Below are 24,469 nucleotides of genomic sequence, written 5' to 3'. Positions count from 1 at the left end.
TGCCGACTTCGGAGACGCTGTCGTTCGTGCCGGTGGTATCGGAATCGGCGCTACCGGCGGCCGCAGAGCCGACCAGGTCGCCGGAAGCAGCCATTGTGACGGTTGAGCTCCAGGGAGCACGCGTGGAGGTGCGGGGGGCGCCTGGCCTTGCTGTGTTGAGCGACGTGTTCTTAGCGCTTCGACGGACACGTTCATGCTGACGCCGCCCGCGAGCCTCATGCTTTACGTGGCGACGCAACCTGTAGACTTCAGAAAAGGTGCGGAGGGCTTGGCGCTGTTGGCGAAGGAGACGCTGGGCCATGACCCGATGAAGGGTGTGCCGGTGGTGTTCCGTGCGATGCGCTCTAACCGGGTGAAGATCGTCGTCTGGGATGGCAGCGGCCTTGTGATGTACTGGAAGCGGCTCGATGGCAGCGGCTTCAAATGGCCTCACATTGTGGCCGGCGTGATGCGGATGAATGCCGCCCAGCTGTCGGTGCTTCTGGCTGGCATGGATTGGACGCGCATGCATGCGCCTCGCGACGCACCGCCGAAAGCACTTGCGTAAAGATACAAATCTTCGCTGCATCGGGGCGCGAAGCATGGCAGACTCGGGGCAATGAGTGATTTGCCTGATGAACTGCCGAGCGATCCGGCCGAGTTGCGGGTCTTTGCCGCGGCTCTGCTGGATCGCTGCGCCAGGCTCGAGCGGTTGCTCAAGCTTGCAAAAGATGCGCAGTTCGGTCGGTCCTCGGAAAAGCTGGACGCTGATCAGCTGCAGTTTGTTCTGGAGGATATCGATCAGGCCGTCGCCGCCCTCGAAGCAGCCGAAGATCGCCCCAATCCCAGAGTTTGCGAGAAGAGAGCTGCCGCGCGCAGAGCCAACAGGGTTTAACTTCCGTGGCATTTGCCGCGCATCGTCGAAATCCTGATGCCAGCGGAGACCAGTTGCCCGTGTTGTAACGGCGACCTCTTCGAGATCAGTCACGATGAGAGTCAGAGGCTCGATGTCGTTCCGGCGCAGTATCGCGTCATCGTAACCCGCCGGCCCAAGCTGGCCTGCCGCGCCTGTCACGGCGTCGTCCTCCAGCAGGCTGCGCCCGAGCGACTGATCAGGGGAGGATTGCCCACCGAGCGGCTGGTCGCGCATGTGATCGACGCCAAGTATCATTGGCATTTGCCGCTTTACCGCCAGGCGCAGATGTTGGCGACCCACGGAATAGCGCTGGATCGTTCCACGCTCGCCTTCTGGGTCGGCTATGCGGCCCAGGAATTGAAGGCATCGTCTGCGCCAGCTTCTGCTCGCCTCCTCGAAGCTCTGTGTCGATGAGACTCCCGCACCGGTGTTAGATCCGGGGCGCGGCAGGACGAAAACTGGCTACTTCTGGGCGCTGTCACGCGATGACAGGCCCTGGGCCGGACCTGACCCACCTGGGTGGTTTACGCTTATGCACCGGGCCGTGGAGCCGTCCGGCTTGAGGCTGCTCGAAGGCTATCGCGGCATCATCCACTGCGACGGAGCTTACAAGACGATGATCCGAGAGAGGCGTGCGGACGCCCTGTCCGGGACGCTCGCCTTCTGGTCGCATCTGCGGCGCCAGTTTGTGAAGATCGAGCGCGAGGCTTCGCCGGCGCCAGCTCCGGTTGCCCGCCAGGCTCTTGAACGCATCGCCCAGCTTTACGCAGTCGAGAAGGCCCTCCGCGGCCGATCGGATGCGGAGGGCTGTGCCGGCAGGCAGGCGCATGCTCGGCCTCTCGCTACAGCCTTGAAGCAGTGGGTTGAGGCCAAGCTTGATCACCTTGCACCGAAGAGCGACACGGCGAAGGCCTTGCGTTACGCGCTCCGTCATTGGAGCGGCCTGACACTCTACCTTGATGACGGGCGCATCGAGATGGACACGAATGCTGTCGAGCGTGCGATGCGGCCGATCAAGCTCAACGCCAAGAACTCTCTTTTTGCCGGGTGCGACGAGGGCGCCGAGGATTGGGCAGTCCTGGCTTCGTTCATTGAGACAGCCCTATGCCGCGCGCGGCATAGGGCTGTTTATGCCGCCCGCCGAACTATGCCGAGTCGGGTCGTTTTCCCCAGATTTCTGGCTGACCGGCGTTTGGTCGGTTCGGCATAGTTCGTTCTGTGCCTCCGCTTTCAACAGCGGAGAACAGGAAGATGGAAGTTGAAAAGTACTTGGGCAGAAGCCGGCTGTACCGGCGTCTCAGAAGCGGGCCGCACGGACAACTCGTCGAGCGCTACGCCGCTCGTCTCATCGAAGAGAGGCTCGTTCGGCACGGCACGTGGCGTTGCCTCAACGTGGTTGGCGGGCTCCTGAGTTGGATGGCGGGCCGTCGCTACAAGCTGGTCGATCTCGATGAGCAGGTCGTTGAGCGGTACCTCCGGCATCGAGGCGGAAGGCAGTCTATCCAACCCGGTGACCGGGCCGCGCTCAAGCGATGGCTGTCGGTGCTGCGCGAGGAAGGCGTGATCGCGCCGTCGGTGCTGCCGCCTCTCACCCCGCACGAACGGATCTTCAAGGAGTTCGATGCCTACCTGCGATCAGAGCGCGGCTTGGCCCCGAGGTCCATCGTCCGCCATCTCCCGGTCATCCGCAGGTTCCTGCACGAGGTGTGCTCCGGCGGCGCCGCCCTGGGCAAGATCAGCCAAGAGGACGTGATCCGCTACATTGAGCGCCACGCCCAGGATTGGAGCCCGGGAACAGGCAAGGCGATGTGCTGGTCGTTGCGCGCCTTTCTCCGTTACCTCCACCATCGGGGGCTGAACGCGCGCCCGTTGGCGGATTGCGTTCCATCGATGCGGCGATGGAAGCTCGCAACTCTGCCGACCTATCTGCCTGCGGCACAGGTGCGGAAGGCTCTCGACGGTTGCGACCGAGAGACAGTGATGGGACGGCGGGACTACGCCATTCTGTTGTTGCTAGCCAAGCTCGGCCTGCGGGCCGACGAGGTCGCGACGCTCACCCTTGATGATATCGACTGGCGCGCCAGCGAGATACTCGTTCGCGCCAAGGGCCGACAGCGTGCACGGATGCCGATACCGCCAGACGTTGGCGCGGCCATCGTTGCATATCTCCGCAATGGCCGCCCAAAGTCGTCGTGCCGACGATTGTTCGTCCGTACGCTCGCGCCACACGTCGGCTTTGCTTCCGGATGTGCGATCACCATGATCGCCAAGGCCGCTCTCGATCGCGTTGGAATCGAAGGTTGCGCACATCGCGGCGCCCATATCTTCCGACACAGTCTCGCTACCGAGCTTCTCCGATCTGGCGCCACCTTGTCGGAGATCGGACAGTTGCTGCGGCACGAGAACCACGACACTACCCGGATTTACTCGAAGGTCGACATCGATGCGCTGAGAACATTGAGCCTGCCCTGGCCGGGAGGCGTGCAATGACCAATCTGCGCGCCGCACTCGATAAGTACCTGAGCATGCGCAAGGGTTTGGATACAAGTACGAGCACCAGACCCGTCGGCTCGCCGACTTCGTCGCCTTCATGGAGAAGCGCAAGGCGAGGATCATCACGACGAAGCTGGCCATGGAATGGGCAACGCTGCCGCCCGATCGTCATGCATCCTGGGCGCTGCGATTGAGCGACGTGCGCGGGTTCGCGCGCCATGTCGCCAACTTCGACCCGAGAACGGAGGTGCCGCCCGTCGGCATGCTGCCCGGATGGAAGCGCGCCAAGCCCTATGTTTACAGCGACGCGGAGATCGATGCGTTGCTGACGGCAGCGCTGGCTCTGCCACCAGCGGACGGGCTGCGCCGATGGACCTACCATGCCTTGTTCGGGCTGATCGCGGTGACGGGCATGCGTATATCCGAGGCGATGGGCCTGGAGCGTGATGACGTCGACCTCGACGCCGGCGTGCTGACGGTCCGGCTGACCAAGTTCGGCAAGTCGCGGCTCGTGCCATTGCATCCGACGACGAGAACCGCGCTGCGCGACTACGCCCACCGGCGCGATGCGCTGCTCGGGTCACGCTGCGGCTCGACCTTCTTCGTTGCCGAACAGGGAGGCCGCTTGCTGCACCAGTACGTTCATCGCGTCTTCTGGCGATTGTCCAGAGAGATCGGGCTGCGGCGCCCAGGTGATCGTACCGGGCCACGCGTGCATGACTTCCGTCATCGCTTCGCCATCCGGACGCTGCTCAACTGGTATCGCGAAGGCAAGAACGTCGAGCAACAACTCCCAGTGCTCTCCACTTACCTCGGCCACGTCTGCGTGCGCGACACTTACTGGTATCTCTCGGCCTGCCCCGAGTTGATGGAGGAAGCCGCGCGGCGTCTCGATCGGCGATGGGAGGTGACGCCATGAAGCCCGCTTGCAATGTCGCCACGTTGATCGAGCGCTTCTTCACCGAGCGCCTCATGCGCCAGCGCAATGTTAGCGGCAACACGATCGCCTCCTACAGAGACACGTTCCGGCTGCTGTTCATGTTCGCTCGGGTGCAGCTGCGCAAGTCCCCATCGGCCCTGACGCTCGCCGATCTGGATGCAACGTTCATCGGCGCGTTCCTCACCGATCTCGAGGTAACGCGCGGCGCCAGTGCGAAGACGCGTAACCTGCGTCTGACGGCCATCCGATCCTTCTTCAGGTTCGTGTCCTTCGAGGAACCGGCACACAGTGCGCTGATCCAGCGCGTGCTCGCCATACCGAGCAAGCGTCACGACAAGCGAAAGGTGCACTTCCTGACGCGCCCCGAGATCGAGGCGGTTCTCGCAGCGCCCGATCGAACGACGTGGCTTGGCCGCCGCGATCACACCTTGCTGTTAGTCGCGGCCCAGACAGGCTTACGCCTCTCAGAGCTGACTGGCCTTGACCGGGATGCCGTCCACCTCGGGTCTGGCGCACACGTGCGATGCGTCGGTAAAGGGCGGAAGGAGCGGACCACTCCGCTGACCACACTCGCTCGGTGTGCGCTCCAGGCATGGCTCAAGGAACCGTTGCGGAAAGGAGCAACAGCGTTGTTCCCGAACGTGCACGGGGGCCGGCTCAGTGCCGACAGCGTCCAGTCCCTGCTGGGAAAGCATGTTCGTGTCGCTCACAAGAGTTGCCCGTCTTTGAAGGCCAAGAGCGTGTCGCCGCACGTGCTGAGGCACAGCGCTGCGATGGAACTGCTGCAAGCCGGCGTCGACTGTTCTGTGATCGCGCTGTGGCTCGGTCATGAATCGGTCGAGACGACGCAGACGTACCTGCACGCCCACCTCGCCCTCAAGGAAGCTGCCCTGGCGAAGCTCAAGCCGTACGAGCGCGGCAAGCTAACCCGCTTCCAGCCGAACGACCGCCTGCTCGCCTTTCTGGAGGCGCTCTGAACGACCAGACTATGCCGAATGGAATGGGGCTGCCCTGCACGCGATCGGCGGTGCCAGCGTGACAACGGCGTGCCATACCAACTCCGTTCGGCATAGTTCGGCGGGCGGCATAAACCTGTAAGCTCAATGGCGTCAGTGCCGAGCACTGGCTCGCTGATGTTCTCGCCAATCTCGTCAATGGTTGGCCTGCGGCGCGACTGGACGAACTGCTCCCTTGGGCATCGATCTACACGATGCTTCCATACGATCCGAGGCTGGCGGCATGAGCCTGAACACGACCGCGGTCCGGATCAAGGTGACCTCAAGGACGTGAAACCGGAGGTGATGCGTCGCCTCGTCGTACCCGTCACCCTGCGCTTGGATCGGCTGCATCTGTCGCTTCAGGCGGCATTTGGCTGGACGAACAGCCACCTCTTCGAGTTCTTCGCTGGTGAGGTCCGTTGGGGGATTCCAGATCCTCACAACGATTACGCCCACCAGCCCATGGATGCCAGCAAAGCGCGGCCTTGCGATGTCGTTCGCGAGACTGGCGCCAAGACGATCCATTATCTCTATGACTTCGGCGACAGCTGGGACCATGTGATCAAGCTCGAAAAATGGTTCGAGAACACCACGACGGAGGGACTTCCCTTCTTGCTCGAAGCCGCCGGTCGTTGTCCTCCGGAAGACGTCGGCGGTGCGCCGGGTTATGCCGAATACCTTGAAGCCATCAGAGACCCTGCCCATCCGGACCACGAACATATGCGCCTCTGGGGTCCGGCGCGGTTCGATCCCAACATCGTCGACCGGAAGGCGCTCGAAGCCGCCGTCAACGCGCTGTCCGACACATGGAAACCGCGGCGACGCGCGACGCGAACAAAATAGGCGTCAAGGGCCAGTCAAAAGCCGCAGAACTGCGCTTACGGTTAAGGCAACGCAGCCGCGGATAAAATGTCCTCCAAATTTCGTAGTCCGATTCGCGGCGCATTGATCAGAACAGCCATGTTTCCGGGCCTGTGCTGATTCTTCCACATCTTCGTATGCGCTCGCGCAACTTCCTCCCACGGCAGGACCTCGCTCATACTCGGGTCGATTCGGCGATCGAGCACAAAACGGTTCGCAGCATTTGCCTGTTTGAGATTCGCGAAATGAGAACCTTGAATTCGCTTCTGGCGCATCCAGATATAACGGGCATCGAAGGTAAGATTGAAACCTGTTGTGCTGCCGCAAACGACTACCATGCCACCGCGCTTTACGACGATCGTCGAGACGGGGAATGTTTGCTCACCTGGATGCTCGAACACAATATCGATATCGCGCTTTCCAGTAACATCCCAAATTGCCCTTCCAAACCGCCGCACCTCCTTGAGCCAAGGCCCGTATTGAGGTGAATTTACTGCCGGCATAGGGCCCCAGCAATTGAATTCAGTGCGGACTATAACACCCTTTGCACCAAGCGATCTTACATAATCGGCCTTAGTCCGATCGGAAACGACTCCGATTGCATTGGCGCCGCATGCTGTTGCAAGCTGCACTGCAGATACCCCGAGCCCGCCCGTAGCACCCCAAATCAGCACGTAGTCGCCAGCCTTTAGAATGTGCGGCGGGTGTCCGAACAACATCCGGTAAGCCGTTGCAAGCGTTAGCGTGTAGCAACAGGCCTGCTCCCAGCTGAGGTGAGCTGGCTTCGGCATCAATTGCCGTGGCTGCACGCGGCAGAACTGGGCGTAAGAACCATCAGGCGTCTCGTATCCCCAGATCCTCTGGGAAGGTGAGAGGAGCGGTTCGCCACCATTGCAATCCTCATCATCCCCGTCGTCCTGATTGCAGTGGATGACCACCTCGTCCCCAACCCTCCACCGGCGCACCCTTGCTCCTACCGCCCAAACCACTCCAGCCGCATCCGATCCGGCCACATGATAGGAGCATAGGTGCACATCAAAGGGGGACATCGGCGCCCCTAACGCCGCCCACACTCCGTTATAGTTGATGCCTGCAGCAGCGACCATGACCAATACTTCATCCTCGCCGATCGGCCAAGTCGGCACCACTTCTACCAGCATCGAACTCTCTGGCGGCCCGTGGCGCTCGCGCCGTATGGTCCACGCGTACATACGTTCGGGAACGTGTCCGAGGGGCGGCACTTCGCCGACCTTGTACAAATCCTTCTGGCGGGAGGCCTGTCGTGATGTATTGGGGTCCAACTTCAACTCCTCTGCGCTGTGATGTGGTGCGCGGGCAGAGTGCTCTCCGCCTTAGTACAGTCGTCGGCCTGCGCAGCCTCTCCAAGCAAGCAGCAATTAACGTGCCGCCACAGTGAGAGGAGTAGACGGAGGCAAACGCTTAACGTGGACACGATGCAAACGGGACAGCTTCACCTTGCACCAGGATCGTCGACCGCGCCTGTCGAGGCTGCACGAAACGCTTCCATTGGAGACTTCGACTTCTAAGTCTATCTGCCACCATCCTAGCACTACGACGTCGGTAAGTCGGAGTGGACACCTCATCGAACGGTAGACCCATCCAGCCGCTTCGTCGCGGCCACAGTCAGCGTAGAGAGGACCAATCAACCCTTCTGTCATCGCGCATCCCGAACTGACGACCTTGCGACAGAGGAGATCCATGACGGCAACCAATTGTAGCTAGCGACCCTCAAGCCGAGGGCCCACGGGCAGAACAGTGCCTTTTCAGATGCGGGGTTTTGTTCCGTCTCGAGTCCTCTCAAATCCTGCGTCCTGACTTCTCCCAATAAGGATCTTTCAGCAGCCTCTTGAATAACTTGCCAGACTCTTCACGCGGAAGGCTGGTCCGGATCTCGATTATTTTCGGAATCTTGTAGTCCGCCAACACCGTCTTCAACTTCTCGCGGATGTCATGGACTCTAAGCACCTCCCGTCGGCGCGGTTCGATCACCGCCATCAGTGCCTCGCCAAAGTCCGCGTCCGGAACGCCAAACACAGCACAGTCTTGAACGCCCGGTATCATATGGAGAGCCGCTTCGATCTCCGCGGGATAAATGTTGACACCGCCTGAGATTACAACCTCCCGTTTTCGGTCACAAAGAAATACATATCCATCAGCGTCGATATAACCGAGGTCACCGGAAGCAGTGAAACCGTCGTCATCGGCCTCGGCAGAGCTCCCAGGTCGATTGTGGTACTTGAACTGTGGGTACCATACGTTGCGTGAACAGATTTCTCCTATTTGTCCGGCCGACAATTCTCTTCCGTCTGCACCAATCACACGCAGCTGAACGTGCTCTAGCGGCTTGCCGACCGTTCCCGGCTTTGCAAGTGATTCTCGCGAACTCGCAAATGTTACCGCACCGGCCTCCGTCGAGCCGTAGAACTCGCATATAATGGGGCCCCACCAATTTATCATGGCATTCTTCACGATCGGGGGGCAGGGCGCAGCCCCGTGGACTACGTGTCGCAAGGACGCGAGATCATAGCTTCGTCGAATACTGTCGGGCAGCTGCAGAAGGCGAATAAACATAGTCGGCACCATCAAGATGGTGTCGATCCTCTCCGCCTCTATCAGCCGCAACAACTCTTCAGGCTCGAACCGCGGCATCAGCACAAGCGCACCACCGCGGCGGCTGAACCACATTCCAAATAAATTCGGCGCTGAATGATAAAGCGGGCCTGGGAGTAGCGCGCGAGTGCCAGATCCATAGACTATGGCTCGCATTTCCTCCAATCCGATCGCCTGCTCGCTGGTTGGTGGGCTACGACGCACGCCTTTAGGACAACCAGTCGTTCCTGAGGTGTAGATCATCGTCATCGGCTGCCGCGCGGGCGCTCCTGCAAAGAGCGGCTGATCCGCTATCCACTCTTCAAAATCCCGCGCGAAGTGCGGCACTTTGAGGCGCGTCCCTTCAATCTTGTACGCCTCTGCTACTTCGGGCGGCGTCGGAACGCTTAGAATTGGCAATCTGCTAGCGAGATCGGCATCCAACAAATGCAAGAGGTCCGCGTGGCCTATTAGCAAACGTGCTCCACAGTCGGCCAGAATGTACCCGATCTCCTGTCGCTTGAAATGCCAGTTTACAGGTACTGCAAGGGCTTCGGCTCTCATGATCCCATCGGTAACTTCGACGAATGCGATATCATTCCGCATTAAGATGCATACACTGTCCCCTTTCCCAATGCCGAAGCGCTTGAGCCCCCCAGCAACGCGAATTGCGCGATCTGAAACCTCAGAATGACGGCGGCGCCTCTTACCTGAGATAATACCCCGAAATCGTTTAGACGGCTGATACATCGCTCTTCCTTTAGTGGAGAAGGGCGACGTCGACGATCCGGCCGTTGGCTGGACATGCCCGAGACACGTGCCCTGCCTTGCCTCAGAGCAAAGCGCGTGCCGATTTCATACAAATTGGGACAGTGTAGAAACGCAAGAGACACCTCAGCTGCTCTGACAACTACTATGCTTTTTCTGACACTCGTGTTTGTCCGCCGCACGCGGGTACCTTTTCATCCGGCTTCACCACTCTGGAGCCCGCGTCGACATTATGGCAAGGCGCGTCGGCCCCCTTTTCCTGCAACACAAGCTCGCAATCGGAGAACTAAACTCAATCCCATTCGATGTGTTGGAATCGGCTTACTGACCGGCGACGACTTATCTGATGTCGGTCCACAGACTTGGTTGTCCCAATATCGCGATCATGATGATGATGGAGATCGACCTGAAGTCGCTGACGAGGGTCGAAATACAGTGCAGGCTAGCTGCGAACCCGGGTCGTGTTGGCTTTCTTGCAGAGGGCAGAACCAGAAGGAGACGACCACATGGACCTGAAGTCCGAAATGGGAGAAGTGGCGGCGCCCGATTCCCGCATCGAAGCCGGTGATCGCGCGAGGGAAACTGCCCCAAGACGACCAACCATCGGAGTTTTCGCGGCACGGTAAAGGCCAGCGGCGGCCGGTATCGACATGCACCGCATTCGCCGGCCTTCCGGCTCCCCGCGCCTCGGATCAGAGAGATTCAGGCTCGACCGATCCGTACGTCTTGATCGACATTCGCGATGCCGTCGGATTTTAGGGCTCCCCAAGGATCGTTTCGTGTGCGGACACACAGTAGTAGCCTCAAGTCATGCTTTGGGCCGCAGCGCGCCGATGTTGCCGATGCGTCCTGGCCACCCAGCCGCAAGGAGCCATGACTACAAGCTGCATGGCGCCAAATCGCTATTCACGTTTAACATTGCGAGGCAAACGCCGAACTGGCACTGCGAATAACCCGAAAGAAACACCTAGATACTACTCAGTAACTGGTTTCAAGTTATTATTACAGCCGCCTCAGGCTTTGAACCGCAGGAGGTCATGGCCCGAAGCTGACTTGAGGCTTTAATCGTTAGGTTGTTTGGACCACAAAGAGTTGACCGTGACACTCTGCGCGGCTGGTTGGATTGACCGCAAGTGCCAGCCCTGAGTGACCCAGCAGCCCCGCTCTTCCCAACGGGGACTGTCGCAGATGCGACAGCTGTCCGCCTCATGGCGCCTTCCCTTCGGCAAATTCACTCAGACTTTCATTGTGGCACAGGTTTTGAAAGGACTTGCTCATCTGCCGGGACGGTAGAAAACGCCCCAATGACAGAGCACTACCTTACGGCACTTCGGCGCATCCTACACTGCGCACTTAACCTCAAGACTAGCTGGACAGCGTTAGCGATACTTTCTTGGAGAGAGAGACGCACCAGCGCGCGGCGCTCACTATGGCGGCTTCCGTACGTTCATCATGTCTTCTTCCAAACCAACATGCACCTTAGCACGTTGATCGCGTTTTCGTTGTCAACGGACACAGGCTCGCTTGGGCCTACCAATGACGGCACTAGCATCGAACCGGGGCACCGTATCCTGAGGGCTGCGACGCACCTGGTTCTACCTTCTTTACAGAATCAACACCTTTTGCACTCGACGCCCAACATCGCGGGACCGTGGGCTCGAGGCGGGCAGGCGTCTTCACCGAGCACGAAATACACCAAATGAAGCAGCTTTCTGCCTTGCGTCGCAATCCAAGGACACGAACGGTTTTGAGTAGATTCGCTGTCGAGCTCCGTGCGACCGCGGTGTTGGCTTGGCCAATGGCACTGGCGCAGCTTGCTCAGGTCGCAATGATGGCGACGGATCTTGCCTTTGTTGGTCGTCTTGGGCCCCGGGAGCTCGCGGCCGCAGCATTGGCCACCACCCTGTATGTCATAAGCTTCACGTTCGGCGCCGGGTTACTGACGCCGATCGCACCTTTGACGGCACAATCTCTTGCCGGCAAGGGTGCGGCCGATGTGCCGCGTGCACTGCGCATGGGGCTTTGGCTGGCCCTGCTTTTCTCGTTGCCTATTATGGCTGTTTGTACGGCAGGCGAACAAGTTCTGCTCGCCCTCGGTCAGGAACATTGCGCAGCACGGCTATCTCAGCAGTACCTGCTTGGACTCGCGTGGGGCGTGACGCCAGCGCTGTGGTTTCAGGCCATTCGACATTTCATGGGCGCAGTGGGACGGCCGCAACCGATCTTCCGAATTACCCTGGCCGCTATCCCGGTCAACGCGGCCATTGTTTATCTTCTGGGCTTCGGAAAGCTCGGGCTGCCACCACTAGATCTTCTTGGCGTCGGCATTGCGACCGCCCTCGTAAATTGGGGCATGTTCGTAGCAGCTCTATGGCCCGCAATAGCTTGCCGCCCGTTCCGCGACTACCAGGTGCTTGCGCACCTGTGGCACTTCGACTGGCCGCTCCTACGAGCGATCATTTTGATCGGAGCGCCGATCTCGGTAGCAGTCATCATGCAATACGGCGTGTTCGCCGCCGCCGCACTCCTTGTAGGTAGGATCAGCCCGAGCGCGCTTGCCGCTCATCAGATTACGATGCAGATCGCCACAATCGCCTACACGGTGCCCTTCGGCATCAGCATGGCGGCCGCAGTGCGGGTCAGTCATGCGGTCGGGCACAATGACGCCTCCGGTATCAAGCGCGCAGGCCTGGCTGCGATCCTGCTCGGTGTTTTGGCCTCTGCGCTTGTGACGGTTGGGGTCATTGCGACGCGTTTTCGGATCGCCGCGTTTTTCTTAAACAAGTCACTGAACGACACGGACACGGCAATCGGACTGACGTCATCCCTCCTTATGGTTGCCTCAAGCTTTTTCGTAGCTGATGCAGCGCAGGTCATTGCGGGTGGCGGGCTCCGTGGGCTGAAAGACACGGCAAAACCGCTTCTGTTCGCAATCTTTGCGTACTGGCTAATCGGCTTCCCGGTCAGTTTCGCCTTGAGCTGGGTCTTTGGTGCAATTGGAGTCTGGATCGGGTTATCCGCCGGCGCAATTACCTATGCAGGTTTCCTCGTCACCCGTTTTCTGTTGCTGGCAAGTCGCTTTACTGTATAGGCCGCTCCTATGCCTCTTAAACCCAAGGAGAAGATTCCGTGCTCGCGCGTGCCTCCGGGGTGAACTTCATGTTCGGCCTTTAAGCAATGAAACGCTGACTGCAGCAGCATTTTTAGCGTTTCGACGGGAGATACTCTCATTACGAAGGCCGCCTTACGAATCGGAGGAGGCCGCCGGCCACGAAAACAGTCATACAAAAACGGGGTTGCACACCGTCCTCACCATGAGCTTACCATCGGGGCTCCCAGTGACTGAATACATCCGTCACAATCTGAGCCCCGATGGTAAGCTCACGGTGCGGGCGTCGAAACTAGCGGCCGGGATGACGCAGCCGGAACACCAGGACGAATTCCTGTGCGAAGTCCCGGAGGGTGCGAAGTTCGTATGGGATCAGTAAATCGAGGGTGTGAGTGACGCTCGATGTAGATGTGATCTGTACTGCGGCCATATTCCATAGCTCGTGTGGCAGCGAGCGAACGGGGCCTTCGTTCAGAACCGTCGCTCATATAAGAGCGCGTATTCCGCTTTTAAATGACAACGGGCAAATATCCCGGCCTCCTCGGTTGTTGATTTACTCAGCGCAGCGGCAGGGCGCTATTTTCGCGCCGTTGGCGCACGCGCAACAATAGTCCCCTTCCTACAAGGAAAGAGCGATCATGGCTAAAGTCCCTCCATTCCATTCGATCAAACCCTATTCAACGAATGTCTATCATGACAACGACAAGTGCACTGAAGGCAACAACATCGAATGGCAGTATCGCCTTCTGGCGCAGCCGGTCGGCCCCGTTGCGAGCCACTGCATCCGGCTTGCCTGACTTCAACGGTGGTCGTGGTGTACGGCGCAAGCAGTCCCACGCTTCGTGATTATCCAATGCGGCACCGAACAACCTTGTTGGGGAGCACGTCCGCTTCCATCACCATCGGAAGCAATATTCGCGCTTTGGCGGCCTTCTTTCCGGCGATAGTTAGCGCAAAACGCCGACAAGTCGCATCCGATATGGATTCTAGCCTGCCCGAGCCGCCCCTGTCTTCAAAGGCTCGGGTCCTGTCGCAAACGCAACACTATAGCGACCGTATCGCACCACGCTCCTCGGCGGCAGGTATTCTAATAAGTTGGGCAGTTCCGAGGTCTGTTTGGGCGAGCTACGAGATCGGTTTGCCCTTAGCAAGTCGGCACATGCAAGACAACTGTGGGTCCACGCTGCTTCAGGCCAGCCTTTGGCAAGGATTTCGCAGGAGATCCCAGCAGATATTGCCGGATTCGCCAAGAGAGCCGATGCCCATCAATGATGAATTGGCTGCCATGCGTAGTCATCGTAACCGCATTCACCGCTACAGCCAGCTCCTGGAACGCGAGCTGCCAGAGCACGATCGCAGCTATTTGGAAGGACGCTTGTCTGAAGAATGCCGCGCGCTTAGACGCCTGACAGACGCCGTTTTTCCCATCGCGCTTGGACTCCCGCGCAGAATTACTCTTTCCGTACGGTCAGCCGAGTAGAGTAGGCGGCTAGCACGTGGCTAAAATCCAGGTCACGCTGCCCGACTGTGCCATACCGTAAACCCAACGGCTCGCCACTCGTAAGCTAGTCCCCCGTGAAGTAACGCGAACAGCCTGAAGTTACGGGCTAGTTCGAGGAATGCCGGCGATTGATTTTGCCGGCAATCGCGATGGCGAGGCCGATTTCCTTGCAAGATCGAATGAGGTATTCCGTCGAATTCAATCGTGATCCTCTGCTCGTCGGAGTGCATGAGCGGAGGTTTTGATGCGGCCACGGGAGCGGCGCGAGACCGGCGAGCAGGATCTGTTTCGCTCCCTGCTCGATCAGATCATCGATAGAAAGCATTCGCTGGCGACGCTGGCGCGCACGGTGGATTGGGGCTTCCTGGAGCAGGCGTTCGGAATGGTCTACACGGACGGTCCTAGCCAGTCGCCGCTGCCGACGCGCTTGATCGCAGGGCTCGGGATCCTTAAGCACACCTATGACCTGTCCGACGAGGTCCTGTGCGAGCGCTGGGTGGAGAACCCCTATTACCAGTTCTTCTGCGGCGAGGAGTTCTTCCAGCACCGGCTACTGGTGTTCGATCACTCGTCGTTGAGGCGCTAGCGCAACCGTATGGGCGAGGAGCGGCTTCAGGCCCTGCTAAGAGAGCCTGTCGGTTGCCGTCAGGACCAAGGCGATCGAACCGTCGGAGTTCTCCCGGGTGATGGTCGACACGACGGTGCAGCCCAAGAATGTGATGTTTCGGACTGATGCCAAGCTTCTGAACCGAGCGCGCGAGAAGCTGGTGCGGCTGGCGCAGCTCACCCGGGTGCGTTTACTCCAGTCCTATGCGAGGGTGGGCAAGTTCGCCCAGATAAAACATTAGCGCTACGCCCATGCCAAGCGGTTCAAGCGTGCCAGGCGGGCGCTGAGACGATGCGTACCTATTTCGGCCGGGTAATGTGTCATTGTCAAGCTCACATTTTTGAACTCTCCAACGGCAAGGTGGTAGCGCTCGTGCCGTCGCAGCTGGTCAGGGTTGCGGAGACGGCACGGGCGCGGGTGATACATGGTTTGCCGGCCAGGCTTGGGATCGCTCGGACCGGTTGACGTCGTCGCTGGGGTCATGGTCCTTTCCGAGGTCGCGCAGCGCCTCATGATGATGTCCGGGTCGGGTGCCTCAACGTCTGCAGCGGAGTACGGTCAAGCCGCCACCAGCCGAATGAACGAGGTCGCCACAACACCGTCCCAGCTGGACATCGCCAGTCCGGCGGACCGGACCAGGAACTTCACAAATCGGATCAGGCTTCCTTCGCCTGGCCCCAGTCGAACGATGTGCCGTCTACCCAGATACAGTGAAGAACTAGGGCGATCTTCCGCGCGATAGCAACCTTTGCCTTTCTCATGCCAATCCGCTTGGCAAGCTTCATTCCCCAAGCCTTGAGAGAAGACCATTTCTTCGTCCGATAAAGCAGAACTGTCGCCGCTTCGAACAGGTAAGTTCGGAGAAGACGGTCGCCCCATCGGGATATCTTGCCATTGATATCCGTTTCGCCAGACTGACTGCGCCGCGGTGTAAGACCCAGATAGGCGCCGACGCTCGATGCTGATCGGAATCGCGATGGGTCATCGATCGTATGCCGGAACGTCAAGGCAGTCACCACACCAACACCAGGAACCGTCATTAAGCGACGCGTCGTCTCATCCGACCTCGCAAGCTGTCGGACTTCATCGTCGAACTTGCTTTGCTGCTTGCAGATCTGCTCATGGATCGACAGAAGCGGCGCGATCACACCGAGGAGCTGATGACCGTCAGCCAACAGGTCACGGACCAGATTGCGGAACTGCAGGCCTATCGCGCGTGGAAACAGCAGCCCGGATTCTTTGATCAGGCTGCGGACCTGGTTTTCGATATCTCGACGAATGGCCACGAGCCGGGATCTCGCGACGAGTATCGCGCGAATCTTCTGACTTTCCTCGCTCTTGACTTTGACTTCTCGATACCAGCCAACTCGCACCAGTTCGGCCAGACCTCGAGCATCATTCTGATCGCTCTTGTTCATGCGTACCGACAAGGCCGCGTGGGCATGCCGAGCGTCGATGCAAACCACCGGAAGATCGACCCTGCGAAGTTCATGCCACAGCCAACTCGCCATCGCGCCGGTCTCAAAGCCGATGCGCTCCGCCTGTGGCGCCCGCTTGCGAAGCAGTGCCGTGAGCGCCCCCGGGTCGGACTTGGCCTTCCCCTCGAACAAGACCTCGCCCTCTTCATTGACCACGCACATCGAAGTTTCTTTTTGCGATACATCGAGTCCGACATATTGCTTCATGACAGGTTCTCCGAATCGGTTGATTGCGAGAGCTCGATTCTAATGGAGCTTTTCGTGCCCACGAGCGCTGACCGCAATTACGTCATCGTTTGCAATATTGACCCCCCGTATTGCCTCACCTGAGGATGTTACTTTCGCTTGACGGATGTAGACCCCACTGTCAGCCGGTCCGAGGTTGCGTCATTGCTCGCAGGATCGGAGGGACTGGGGGACGTCGCGGAATGCCCATCACACGCAGCGGCGGCCCCAGTCCCGGGATCACCGGCCAGTGCCGCACCCTCAGCCGTGCGCGGGATGATCGTCTCGGCTGCTTTGCGTCTGAGCGATCGCAACAATCGCTGCACGATGGTGTGCTGCGGCGGACCGAATTGTTCGGGGCGTTGTTCAGCGAGGCGACCGAGAATTGCCAGCGCGGTTAGACGGGGCTCGGCCGCCAGCCAGCGCTCGATGTCGGCGAGGTGCGGATCGAGCATTGATGGCATTCTCATGCGCTTTTTGTATGGCTTGTGCAGACGCCGATGGATGATGCGCTGCTCCCCCAAATGCACATCATTGCCGAGCCTCTTCGCGAACGCTGCTGCGTTCGTTGTCGGTACCGGTGGGCTGGCTGCTGCCACGAGCTTGCCCGCTCGGGCGTCGACGCGCGTGCCGAGCTCCGCCTGGGCGTCTCTCATCTCGGCCAGCAGGGCCACAGGATCGAGCGTGCGATAAAGCTCTCGAAGACGCCGTTTGACGACCTTGCTCAACCTCGGATGCGCCAGTGCGCGTTCATAGGGCGTGGCTGGAACATGATAGCGCTTGATCACTTTGGCGCCCTCGCGTCGCTTGTCCTTCAGCTTGGGGAATGTCCGAAGTTTTGTGTAAGCGATCGACGACGGCAATCAGGATAGAAGGCAAAGGTAGCCGTTGCCCGGAAGATCGCCGTAATCCTGCACTGTATCTGGGTCGACGGCACATCGTTCGACTGGGCCAGGCGAAGGAGGCCTAACCCTATTTTTTAAGTTCCTGGTCCGGCCTGCCGGACTGGCGATGTCCGCTGGGACGGTGGTCGTGGCGACGGCTCCAGCATCTGCTGGTGGGCTTCGATCGGAATGCTGCTGTATGTTGGAGGGCTCTCGAAAAGATCCCCCTGACGACGCAGTTGCCCAGTGTCGCCCGATCAAGCCGCAGGCCCTGGCGCGCATAGATCTCGGACTGGCGGTAGAACGGCGTATGGTCGCCAAACTTGGAGACGATGTAGCGCGGCAATCTGGGTAGGAGGTGCGCGGCGATCAGGATGGCGAGGCAGTGTCGCGGCCTGATGATGATTGCCGCGATGATTGTCGCGCGCAAGAGTTTTGTTGAACTCTGATTGTCGCGCAGCGTCAATCAGCGACGGTTTTAGGTGTCGCGTGCGATGGCGGCCGTCCTGGACCGCGTTTTCGTTCGAGGGCGGTCCGTCTGCGATAGCTCTCGACGTTCATCTCGACGATGGTTGCGTGGTGAACGAGGCGATCGATAGGCGAGGGTCATGGCGGGATCCGGGAAGACCCTGTTCCATTCGCCGAATGGCTGATTGGCGGTGATCAGCATCGAGCGGCGCTCGTAGCGTGCACTGATGAGCTCGAACAGCACGCTGGTCTCGGCCTGATCCTTGGTGACGTAAGCGAGATCATCAAGGATCAGGAGATCGAAGCGATCGAGACGATTGATGGCCGCCTCGAGGGTGAGCTCGCGTCGCGCCAGCTGGAGCTTCTGCACGAGATCGGTGGTGCGGGTGAAGAGGACGCGCCATCCGTTCTCGATGAGGGCCAGGCCAATCGCTGCCGCCAAGTGGCTCTTTCCGCCGCCGGGCGGGCCGAACAACAGCAAATTGGCGCCCTTGCCCAGCCAGCTGTCACCGGCGGCGAGCGCCATCACTTGCGCCTTCGAGATCATCGGCACGGCTTCGAAGTCGAAGCTATCGAAGGTCTTTCCGGCGGGCAAACGTGCTTCGACAAGGTGTCGTTCGATCCGACGGCGTCCGCGTTCGGCGATCTCGTGCTCGGCGATGGTCGCGAGGAAGCGGCCGGCCGGCCAGCCTTCCTTGTCGGACTGTTCGGCAAATTGCGCCCACAGCACCTTGATGGCAGGCAGACGGAGCTCATTGAGCAACAGATTGAGGCGCGCGGCATCAACCGTGTTCGTTACGCTCATGCGGCACCTCCGGTCTCGGCGGTACCGATGAGGCATTTGTAGGTCGCAAGCGGCACGAGCTGCACCACGACGTTCGGCAGGTTGGCGGGATCGGGGGCGAAGTGAGCACCTAGCCGGTTGAGGTCGGGCAGTCGGCCGGCCTCGAGGTCGGCGGTGAGCTGACCGGCGAGTTCGGTCTCGCAGCCGCGTTCATGAGCGAGCGCGAGGAGATCGACCATGATCCGGCAGGCTTTTTTGTCCGGCAAGCGTTCGCGCAACCGATCGAAGGTCTTCCGATAGGCATCGCGCGGGAACAGCCGATCTCGGTAGACCAGATTGAGAAGCGCCATCGGCTTGCGCCGCAGGGAATGGATCACGTGCCGATAATCGACGACCTGGTCGTACTTGCCATTGGGATGCGGCCGCCCACGCGGCAGGGTGACGAGATGGGTGCCGCCGACGAACACGTCGAGACGATCATCGTAAAGGCGCACCCGCAGCCGGTGACCGATCAGGCGCGATGGCACCGTGTAGAACACCTTGCGCAGGGTGAAGCCGCCGGACGATGTCACGCGGACGATCACCTCTTCGTAGTCGGAGGTGCGGCGATCGGGCAGCTCCTGCAACACCATGCGCTCGCTATCGATCCGCTTGGCGTTGCGGGCATTGCGGCGGCTGACGATCTCGTCGATGAAGCCGCGATAGGTGGCAAGATCGTCGAAGTCGACAGTTCCGCGCAGCAGCAAGGCGTCCGCGATTGCTCGCTTGAGATGACCGTGGGGCCCTTCGATCGAGCCATTCTCGTGGGCGACGCCTCGATTGTTGCGGGAAGGCCTCATGCCGTAGTGGGCACAAAGGGCCTCGTATCGCTGCGTCAGATCGTCCCGTGCATCACGATCGAGATTGCAGAATGCGGCCGACAGACTGTCGGTCCGATGCTCCCGCGGCGCCCCACCGAGCGACCAGAGGGCATTCTGCAGGCCTTCGGCCAAGGCAACGAAGCTCTCACCGCCAAGCACGACGTGGGCGTGCTCGAACCCGCAATAGGCCAAACGGAAGTGACAGAGACGATGATCGAGCGGGACCCCCGCGATCGTCACACCCAACTCGCCCATGTCTGTGAAGTCGGAGAGCCCTAGTTGGCCAGGCTCGTGGGTTTGGCGGAAGATCACCTGCTGCTCCTCGCCGTGGATCGCCCGCCAGGCACGGATACGGCGTTCCAGGGTACGACGGATACCGCTGCCGAGATCCGGATGACGTCGGAGCATCTCCTTGAACACCGCCACCGGGCGTAAGCCAGGGGCCGCCTTCAGGATCGGGACGATCTCGGTCTCGAACACCTCGCTCAACGGGTCCGGTCGTCGCCGGCCGCGGGGCGCCTTCCTTTGCGATGGAAGTCGGGGGTCTCTCTCGATCCGATAGGCGGTCGACGTACTGAATGACGCCTTGGCCGCCGCCACTGGCGGGCTATCGGTCTGACGGTACTTCATGTAGAGCCTTCTGTGGTTGCCGCCCGCAATGCAAGAAGTTTCTGACCCTTTGGCGTGTGATCGAGTGCGGTCTTCTGTCAGGCCTTCCTTTACGGCATTTTCAGAAGCCGCTGGCCGGTATGGTGATCCGCGGACCAGGTCCAATTCTCATCTCCGAGCACGTCGGCTCTTTGGCTCTAGCTGGTTTCCTGATCCAGATCTGTTCGATCGTTGCGCCCATTCGGGTCGTCGCCTTCTCACACCCCCTTCGCCAACGTCAGGCTATTTCGTGCTGCATGCAGTCATGCCGTCACTGCCTGCGCTGGGTTCCGATAATCCTCCTTCCGGGTGAGCATGGCCCAAATCGTCCGAGCCATCTTGTTCGCCAAGGCGATCGCCACAAGCATGCGCGGCTTCCTCGCCAGCATCTGCGCCAGCCAGGATCCGCTAGGGATCGACTTGCGCCCGAGCCAGTTCAGCCGCGACATCGCCCCAACGATGAGCAACTGGCGAATGTCCGCCTGTCCTTCCTTCGAAACGCGTCCGAGCCTTTCCTTTCCCCCTGAGGAATGTTGCCGTGGGACCAAGCCGAGCCAAGCCGCGAAGTCTCGGCCACGTCGAAAGGCCGCCATGTCGGGCGCGAAAGCCTCGATCGCGAGTGCGGTCAGCGGGCCGACCCCCGGCATTGTCTGCAGCCGCTGCGCCGTGACCGTCCGCGTCGCCAACTTCTTGAGCTGCTCTGCCTTGGCATCGATCCGCTCCGTCTTGTAGGCGATCTGATCAATGAGACTCCGACATTCCTCGCGGACCAGTTCTGGTAGATCGCTGTTCGGATCTTCGAGGATTGCGTCAATGCGTTTAAGTTGTTCGATTCCTTGCGGGATGATATGGCCGAATTCGTAGAGAACAGAACGCAGCGCATTCACCAGATCGGTGCGCTGATGAACAAGGCGCTTCCGAGCCCGAAAGAGCACTGCCCTGGCCTGCTGTTCTTCCGATTTCGGCTCGACGAAGCGCATCTCGGGGCGCTGTGCCGCGATCACGATTGCTTCGGCATCAGCCGCGTCGTTCTTTTGGCGTTTCACAAAAGGCTTCACATATTGCGGAGCGATCAGTTTCACTTCATGGCCGAGCTTGACCATCTCCCGTGCCCAATAGTGGGCGCTGCCACAGGCTTCCATCACCACCACTGCCGATGGGTGGCCCGCCATGAACTTCCGAAACTGAAGCCGCGACAGTTTCTTTCGAAATTTCAAGTGTCCCGCCATTGACGCCCCGTGGAGCTGAAACACATTCTTGGCTAGATCCACTCCGATCACCGTATCCATCAATTTGCCGTCCTCTTCGCTTCGGGGTTCAAACACTGCGTTCTTGGCACATTACGATGCCGTCTGGGGAGGGCGGCAACCATCCCATCTCATCTGGTGATCTGTGATGTGTCGGCCGGGCACGCGAGTGATTCCTCTTGGCGGAAGAACCACTTGCATAATCCCGACCGGCCGCGATCACCAGTCGGCGCGGTCCTCCTAGGGATCGCGCCGACGCTGGGCTCGTAACTCCGGTCGGGCTACGCCCTCCCTACGTCACGAGCCCAGCGAAACTCTCTCACCTTGATTGACGCTGCCTTCCATCCTGATCGCCGCGCGACAAGACGATCACGTGCGCAATGGCCGCTTCGGTCGGCGGCCCGCTGAGTACGACGTGCTCCGGCGCATGCGCCTGCACGACAGTGCCGGAGTAGCGGCGGCAGATGTATTTCGGGCGGCGTGTGACCAGCACGCGCCATTGCGCCGGGATCACGTCAAGGCGCTTGCTGACGTCCTCGCCGATCTTCGTCATGGTCCGCAACCGCACGGGCAGAGCGTGCTCGCAGGCTCGATGATCCGTTCCACGCGCGGCAAATGGGCAGGCAAGCAGCCGCGATTGCGATGAGAACCTTGATCCGGTACGCTCCGCGATCGGCCCTTGATCACAGCCTCGGCTCTCTCCTGCGCCGCGTCCAGGATGCCTTGCGCGATCTCCACGTCTTCCAACGGTAAATGATACTGATCTGGCCGCAGCTTCTCGGATTTCGCGCCGAACCTGTCGCGCCGCAATTCGCCGAGGATGACCTCCAGCCGACGCTGCGCTTCCTCCGACGCCGCCAGCGCCCCCTGATGCTCGCTCAAGGCCGCCCGCGTTTGCGCCAAAAGGGCTTTCAGTTGTTCATTTTCGTCGCGCAGCGCCGCGATGCTCATGCGCTATTTCGAGCACATCGCCGCCGCGCGTGCCACGCTCAAAATAGCTGCCGAGTCATTCTGCCGCAGTTATCCCGCCGCCTGGGGGCGCCGTGCTTCTTCCGGGCGGACCAACCTCCAATCCAGCCCCTCGAACAGTGCCGCGAACATCGCCGGTGATATCCGCATCACGCCGTCTGCGATCGTTGGCCAAACGAACTTGCAACCTTCAAGACGCTTGTGCACCAACACCAGGCCCGTTCGATCCCAGACAAAAGTCTTGATCCGGTCCGCTCGTTTCGATCGGAACGCGAAGGCGCCTCCGCTGAATGGATCAAGACGAAGTATCTCCTGCACTTCGCCGTAAGCCCATCGTGGCGACAGTGGAAGTCGATCGGCCGGTTGCAATGTAACTCTTATCAGCAGCGGCCGCGATCATCGTGACGCTCGCACCTTGCGGATCACCCCGGACAGCTGCTCGCCATCTGTCGCCGTATCCGTCTGCAACACGACATCGTCGATTGCGGCGTCTCAAGCTTGATCGCGGAACTTGACACTCCTCCGACGCATCTCCCACGATCAGCGGCGCGAATGTCGGATGCGACTCGGATAAGTCGCCGAGAGTCTGTTATCCCGTGTCGCGGTGGCCGAGGGGCGCGCAAGCACGGAGCGACGCGCTAGCAGATCTACGATTGGCGACGGCAGTTTCGGGAGCGAGGCGTGTTGCCGCCGTGCGAGGCGGCTCTCAGCCTCCGAACGCACGCGGCGCCCCGAAGGTCCTCCAAGAACCTCCAGCCGGCTCACCGACCTCGCCGATGAGACGTCCAAATGGACATCCTTTTTGCCGTCTAATCCCATCTAAACCTCGATCCAAGCCGGACGCTTCTTCGCACAGCTATCCGCTCTCGCTAAGCGCTTACGCGCTCTCGTTCCGCATTCAACAAAAGCCTATAACGGCGTATACATCCGGGCCGCAGCCGGCACGCACTGTCAGCTATCATTTGCTACACGAGCCAACACGCAACATCGAGCGCCGCAGGCGCCTTCGTTCGCCTCGAATTCCGACGCCTGCGCGCCATGCTCGCACTATCTCTTCACAACCTGACACTACGTCAGGTTCGGCTCTGCTATCGTCGAGCTCTGTTGCACTTCAGGTACAGCAATTCGCGTAAGCGCTGATACAACGGCCACACTGGGGGCCATTAAAGAGAGTAACAACCGAAATGAAAAAGCAGTCACTCGTTTGCGCGAGCATTCTTGCGATGGCCGCTGCGACGTCCGCGTCTGCCGCAGATCTCGCCGCGCGTCCCGCATTTCCGAATACGCCGACGCCCAGCCCGGCTGTCATCGCGCTCTACGACTGGAGCGGCTTCTATGCCGGCGTCAATGGCGGCTGGGGCTCGAGCCATAACTCCTGGGATTTTCTCGGCTCTATCCCCGAGGGCTCTCACGACGCAACCGGCGGCACAGTAGGGGGCCAGATTGGATATCGTTGGCAATTCGGCAATACCGTGCTCGGACTCGAAGGGCTGGGCAACTGGGCCGATCTCAGCGGCTCAAACGTTAGCATTGCCAACCCGGGCACCACCAATCACACAAACATCGACGGTTTCGGCTTGCTGACCGGCCAGATTGGCTATTCGGCCGGCAACGTACTGCTCTACGCCAAAGCGGGCGCGGCTGTGGTAGGGAGCACTTATCGGATCACTAATTCGGCTGGCTTTCTGGGCGACGCGGATACCACACGTTGGGGAGGTACGGCCGGTGCCGGTCTTGAGATTAGCCTAACACCGAACTGGTCAGCTGGCATCGAGTACGACCACGTGTTCATGCCGGCTAGTGACGTTAGCTTCGCAACAGGACTAGGAAACGACCGCATTCGTCAGGACTTTGATCTCGTCACCGCCCGCCTCAACTACAAGTTTGGCTGGCCACTCGCGAGCAAATAAGGATCTCAGTTTCTCAATCAATGATCGAGGGCCCCGGCGCCTGCCGGGGCTCTTTGTCCAGGGTCATCGTCCTGTATCGCCGTCGGCCTTTCAATAGGTGTTATCAGCTCTCTTGATCCATGAGGGCTGCGTATAATTAGGCTCGCTTCGCCCGGCGATCACGGTCTGGCCTCCGACGAGTCCCTATATCGCCGCCTCAAGCTCGATGTTGGAA

General features: G+C 60.1%; 16 protein-coding genes and 8 pseudogenes. 14 read left to right on the top strand and 10 right to left on the bottom strand.

Annotated elements, in window-relative coordinates; genetic code table 11:
• Positions 1-193: 193 nt before the first annotated feature.
• The 8 genes and pseudogenes from tnpB (AC0WRY_RS38235) (at position 194) to AC0WRY_RS38200 (ending at position 6,169) form a co-directional block, all read left to right on the top strand.
• On the top strand, positions 194-547 hold the full coding sequence (gene tnpB / locus AC0WRY_RS38235) for an IS66 family insertion sequence element accessory protein TnpB (RefSeq protein WP_128929870.1): 354 nt from the start codon (positions 194-196) through the stop codon (positions 545-547).
• Positions 548-598: 51 nt separating this feature from the next.
• The gene (locus AC0WRY_RS38230; protein ID WP_232995629.1) at positions 599-874 is read left to right on the top strand and encodes a transposase; all 276 of its coding nucleotides are present in this window, start codon (positions 599-601) and stop codon (positions 872-874) included.
• A gap of 36 nt (positions 875-910) precedes the next feature.
• Positions 911-2,105: pseudogene (gene tnpC / locus AC0WRY_RS38225) on the top strand (IS66 family transposase).
• Between the two features lie 41 nt (positions 2,106-2,146).
• Positions 2,147-3,385, top strand: coding sequence for a tyrosine-type recombinase/integrase (locus tag AC0WRY_RS38220; protein ID WP_128929871.1), 1,239 nt, complete (start codon positions 2,147-2,149; stop codon positions 3,383-3,385).
• A pseudogene (locus tag AC0WRY_RS38215) lies at positions 3,382-4,307 on the top strand (tyrosine-type recombinase/integrase). The gene AC0WRY_RS38220 and the pseudogene AC0WRY_RS38215 overlap by 4 nt, the downstream one beginning before the upstream one ends.
• Complete coding sequence (locus tag AC0WRY_RS38210; RefSeq protein WP_128929872.1) at positions 4,304-5,305, top strand: tyrosine-type recombinase/integrase; 1,002 nt, start codon at positions 4,304-4,306, stop codon at positions 5,303-5,305. Before AC0WRY_RS38215 ends, AC0WRY_RS38210 begins: the two are co-directional and overlap by 4 nt.
• Positions 5,306-5,418: 113 nt before the next feature.
• A pseudogene (locus AC0WRY_RS38205) lies at positions 5,419-5,571 on the top strand (transposase domain-containing protein); the annotation flags it as partial.
• A 43-nt stretch (positions 5,572-5,614) separates the two neighbouring features.
• On the top strand, positions 5,615-6,169 hold the full coding sequence (locus AC0WRY_RS38200) for a plasmid pRiA4b ORF-3 family protein (protein ID WP_232995630.1): 555 nt from the start codon (positions 5,615-5,617) through the stop codon (positions 6,167-6,169).
• Between the two features lie 41 nt (positions 6,170-6,210).
• On the opposite strand, the gene ccrA is transcribed toward AC0WRY_RS38200, so the two are convergent.
• A complete protein-coding gene (gene ccrA, locus AC0WRY_RS38195; protein ID WP_232995631.1) occupies positions 6,211-7,488 on the bottom strand; it encodes a crotonyl-CoA carboxylase/reductase in 1,278 nt (425 codons plus the stop codon).
• Positions 7,489-8,005: 517 nt separating this feature from the next.
• Positions 8,006-9,547, bottom strand: coding sequence for an acyl-CoA synthetase (locus tag AC0WRY_RS38190; protein ID WP_237867202.1), 1,542 nt, complete (start codon positions 9,545-9,547; stop codon positions 8,006-8,008).
• A gap of 1,717 nt (positions 9,548-11,264) precedes the next feature.
• On the opposite strand from AC0WRY_RS38190, the gene AC0WRY_RS38185 reads away from it, so the two are divergent.
• The 4 genes and pseudogenes from AC0WRY_RS38185 to AC0WRY_RS38170 form a co-directional block, all read left to right on the top strand.
• The gene (locus AC0WRY_RS38185) at positions 11,265-12,656 is read left to right on the top strand and encodes an MATE family efflux transporter (RefSeq protein ID WP_128929874.1); all 1,392 of its coding nucleotides are present in this window, start codon (positions 11,265-11,267) and stop codon (positions 12,654-12,656) included.
• Positions 12,657-13,312: 656 nt separating this feature from the next.
• On the top strand, positions 13,313-13,471 hold the full coding sequence (locus tag AC0WRY_RS38180) for a hypothetical protein (protein WP_164934297.1): 159 nt from the start codon (positions 13,313-13,315) through the stop codon (positions 13,469-13,471).
• Between the two features lie 461 nt (positions 13,472-13,932).
• Positions 13,933-14,154: a hypothetical protein gene (locus tag AC0WRY_RS38175; RefSeq protein WP_128929875.1), complete on the top strand. Its 222-nt coding sequence runs from the start codon at positions 13,933-13,935 to the stop codon at positions 14,152-14,154.
• Between the two features lie 265 nt (positions 14,155-14,419).
• Positions 14,420-15,100, top strand: a pseudogene (locus AC0WRY_RS38170) (transposase); the annotation flags it as partial.
• A 338-nt stretch (positions 15,101-15,438) separates the two neighbouring features.
• Here the strand turns inward: AC0WRY_RS38170 and AC0WRY_RS38165 are convergent.
• Positions 15,439-16,467 carry an IS110 family RNA-guided transposase gene (locus AC0WRY_RS38165; protein ID WP_128929876.1) on the bottom strand — a complete coding sequence of 343 codons (1,029 nt, stop codon included), beginning with the start codon at positions 16,465-16,467 and terminating at the stop codon, positions 15,439-15,441.
• Between the two features lie 128 nt (positions 16,468-16,595).
• A complete protein-coding gene (locus AC0WRY_RS38160) occupies positions 16,596-17,273 on the bottom strand; it encodes a hypothetical protein (RefSeq protein WP_128955123.1) in 678 nt (225 codons plus the stop codon).
• 84 nt (positions 17,274-17,357) lie between these two features.
• Between AC0WRY_RS38160 and AC0WRY_RS38155 the strand changes: the two are divergent.
• Positions 17,358-17,468 (top strand): annotated as a pseudogene (locus AC0WRY_RS38155) (IS110 family RNA-guided transposase); the annotation flags it as partial.
• 132 nt (positions 17,469-17,600) lie between these two features.
• Here AC0WRY_RS38155 and AC0WRY_RS38150 read toward each other — a convergent pair.
• The 6 genes and pseudogenes from AC0WRY_RS38150 to tnpB (AC0WRY_RS38125) form a co-directional block, all read right to left on the bottom strand.
• Positions 17,601-17,703, bottom strand: a pseudogene (locus tag AC0WRY_RS38150) (IS66 family transposase); the annotation flags it as partial.
• A gap of 140 nt (positions 17,704-17,843) precedes the next feature.
• A pseudogene (gene istB, locus AC0WRY_RS38145) lies at positions 17,844-18,642 on the bottom strand (IS21-like element helper ATPase IstB); the annotation flags it as partial.
• Complete coding sequence (gene istA, locus AC0WRY_RS38140) at positions 18,639-20,111, bottom strand: IS21 family transposase (RefSeq protein WP_128955187.1); 1,473 nt, start codon at positions 20,109-20,111, stop codon at positions 18,639-18,641. The gene istA and the pseudogene istB, both read right to left, overlap by 4 nt.
• Before the next feature lie 281 nt (positions 20,112-20,392).
• Positions 20,393-21,418 (bottom strand): IS110 family RNA-guided transposase, encoded by a 1,026-nt coding sequence (locus AC0WRY_RS38135; RefSeq protein WP_164934317.1) that lies wholly within the window; start codon positions 21,416-21,418, stop codon positions 20,393-20,395.
• A gap of 283 nt (positions 21,419-21,701) precedes the next feature.
• Positions 21,702-22,327: pseudogene (locus AC0WRY_RS38130) on the bottom strand (transposase domain-containing protein); the annotation flags it as partial.
• A gap of 69 nt (positions 22,328-22,396) precedes the next feature.
• Positions 22,397-22,663: an IS66 family insertion sequence element accessory protein TnpB gene (gene tnpB / locus AC0WRY_RS38125; protein ID WP_367401008.1), complete on the bottom strand. Its 267-nt coding sequence runs from the start codon at positions 22,661-22,663 to the stop codon at positions 22,397-22,399.
• An 866-nt stretch (positions 22,664-23,529) separates the two neighbouring features.
• On the opposite strand from tnpB (AC0WRY_RS38125), the gene AC0WRY_RS38120 reads away from it, so the two are divergent.
• Entirely contained in the window at positions 23,530-24,255 is a 726-nt protein-coding gene (locus tag AC0WRY_RS38120; protein ID WP_128955124.1) for an outer membrane protein, read from the top strand.
• Positions 24,256-24,469 lie beyond the last annotated feature (214 nt).

The sequence above is a fragment of the Bradyrhizobium sp. T-12 genome, from assembly GCF_058314695.1.
This window is presented reverse-complemented; position numbering and strand designations above follow the sequence as displayed.

Bases quoted from the DNA above. Each gene is read 5' to 3' on its own strand.
- tnpB (WP_128929870.1), top strand. From the start codon at position 194: ATGCTGACGCCGCCCGCGAGCCTCATGCTTTACGTGGCGACGCAACCT.
- AC0WRY_RS38230 (WP_232995629.1), top strand. From the start codon at position 599: ATGAGTGATTTGCCTGATGAACTGCCGAGCGATCCGGCCGAGTTGCGG.
- AC0WRY_RS38220 (WP_128929871.1), top strand. From the start codon at position 2,147: ATGGAAGTTGAAAAGTACTTGGGCAGAAGCCGGCTGTACCGGCGTCTC.
- AC0WRY_RS38210 (WP_128929872.1), top strand. From the start codon at position 4,304: ATGAAGCCCGCTTGCAATGTCGCCACGTTGATCGAGCGCTTCTTCACC.
- AC0WRY_RS38190 (WP_237867202.1), bottom strand. From the start codon at position 9,547: ATGTATCAGCCGTCTAAACGATTTCGGGGTATTATCTCAGGTAAGAGG.
- AC0WRY_RS38185 (WP_128929874.1), top strand. From the start codon at position 11,265: ATGAAGCAGCTTTCTGCCTTGCGTCGCAATCCAAGGACACGAACGGTT.
- AC0WRY_RS38180 (WP_164934297.1), top strand. From the start codon at position 13,313: ATGGCTAAAGTCCCTCCATTCCATTCGATCAAACCCTATTCAACGAAT.
- AC0WRY_RS38175 (WP_128929875.1), top strand. From the start codon at position 13,933: ATGCCCATCAATGATGAATTGGCTGCCATGCGTAGTCATCGTAACCGC.
- AC0WRY_RS38165 (WP_128929876.1), bottom strand. From the start codon at position 16,467: ATGAAGCAATATGTCGGACTCGATGTATCGCAAAAAGAAACTTCGATG.
- istA (WP_128955187.1), bottom strand. From the start codon at position 20,111: ATGAAGTACCGTCAGACCGATAGCCCGCCAGTGGCGGCGGCCAAGGCG.
- AC0WRY_RS38135 (WP_164934317.1), bottom strand. From the start codon at position 21,418: ATGGATACGGTGATCGGAGTGGATCTAGCCAAGAATGTGTTTCAGCTC.
- AC0WRY_RS38120 (WP_128955124.1), top strand. From the start codon at position 23,530: ATGAAAAAGCAGTCACTCGTTTGCGCGAGCATTCTTGCGATGGCCGCT.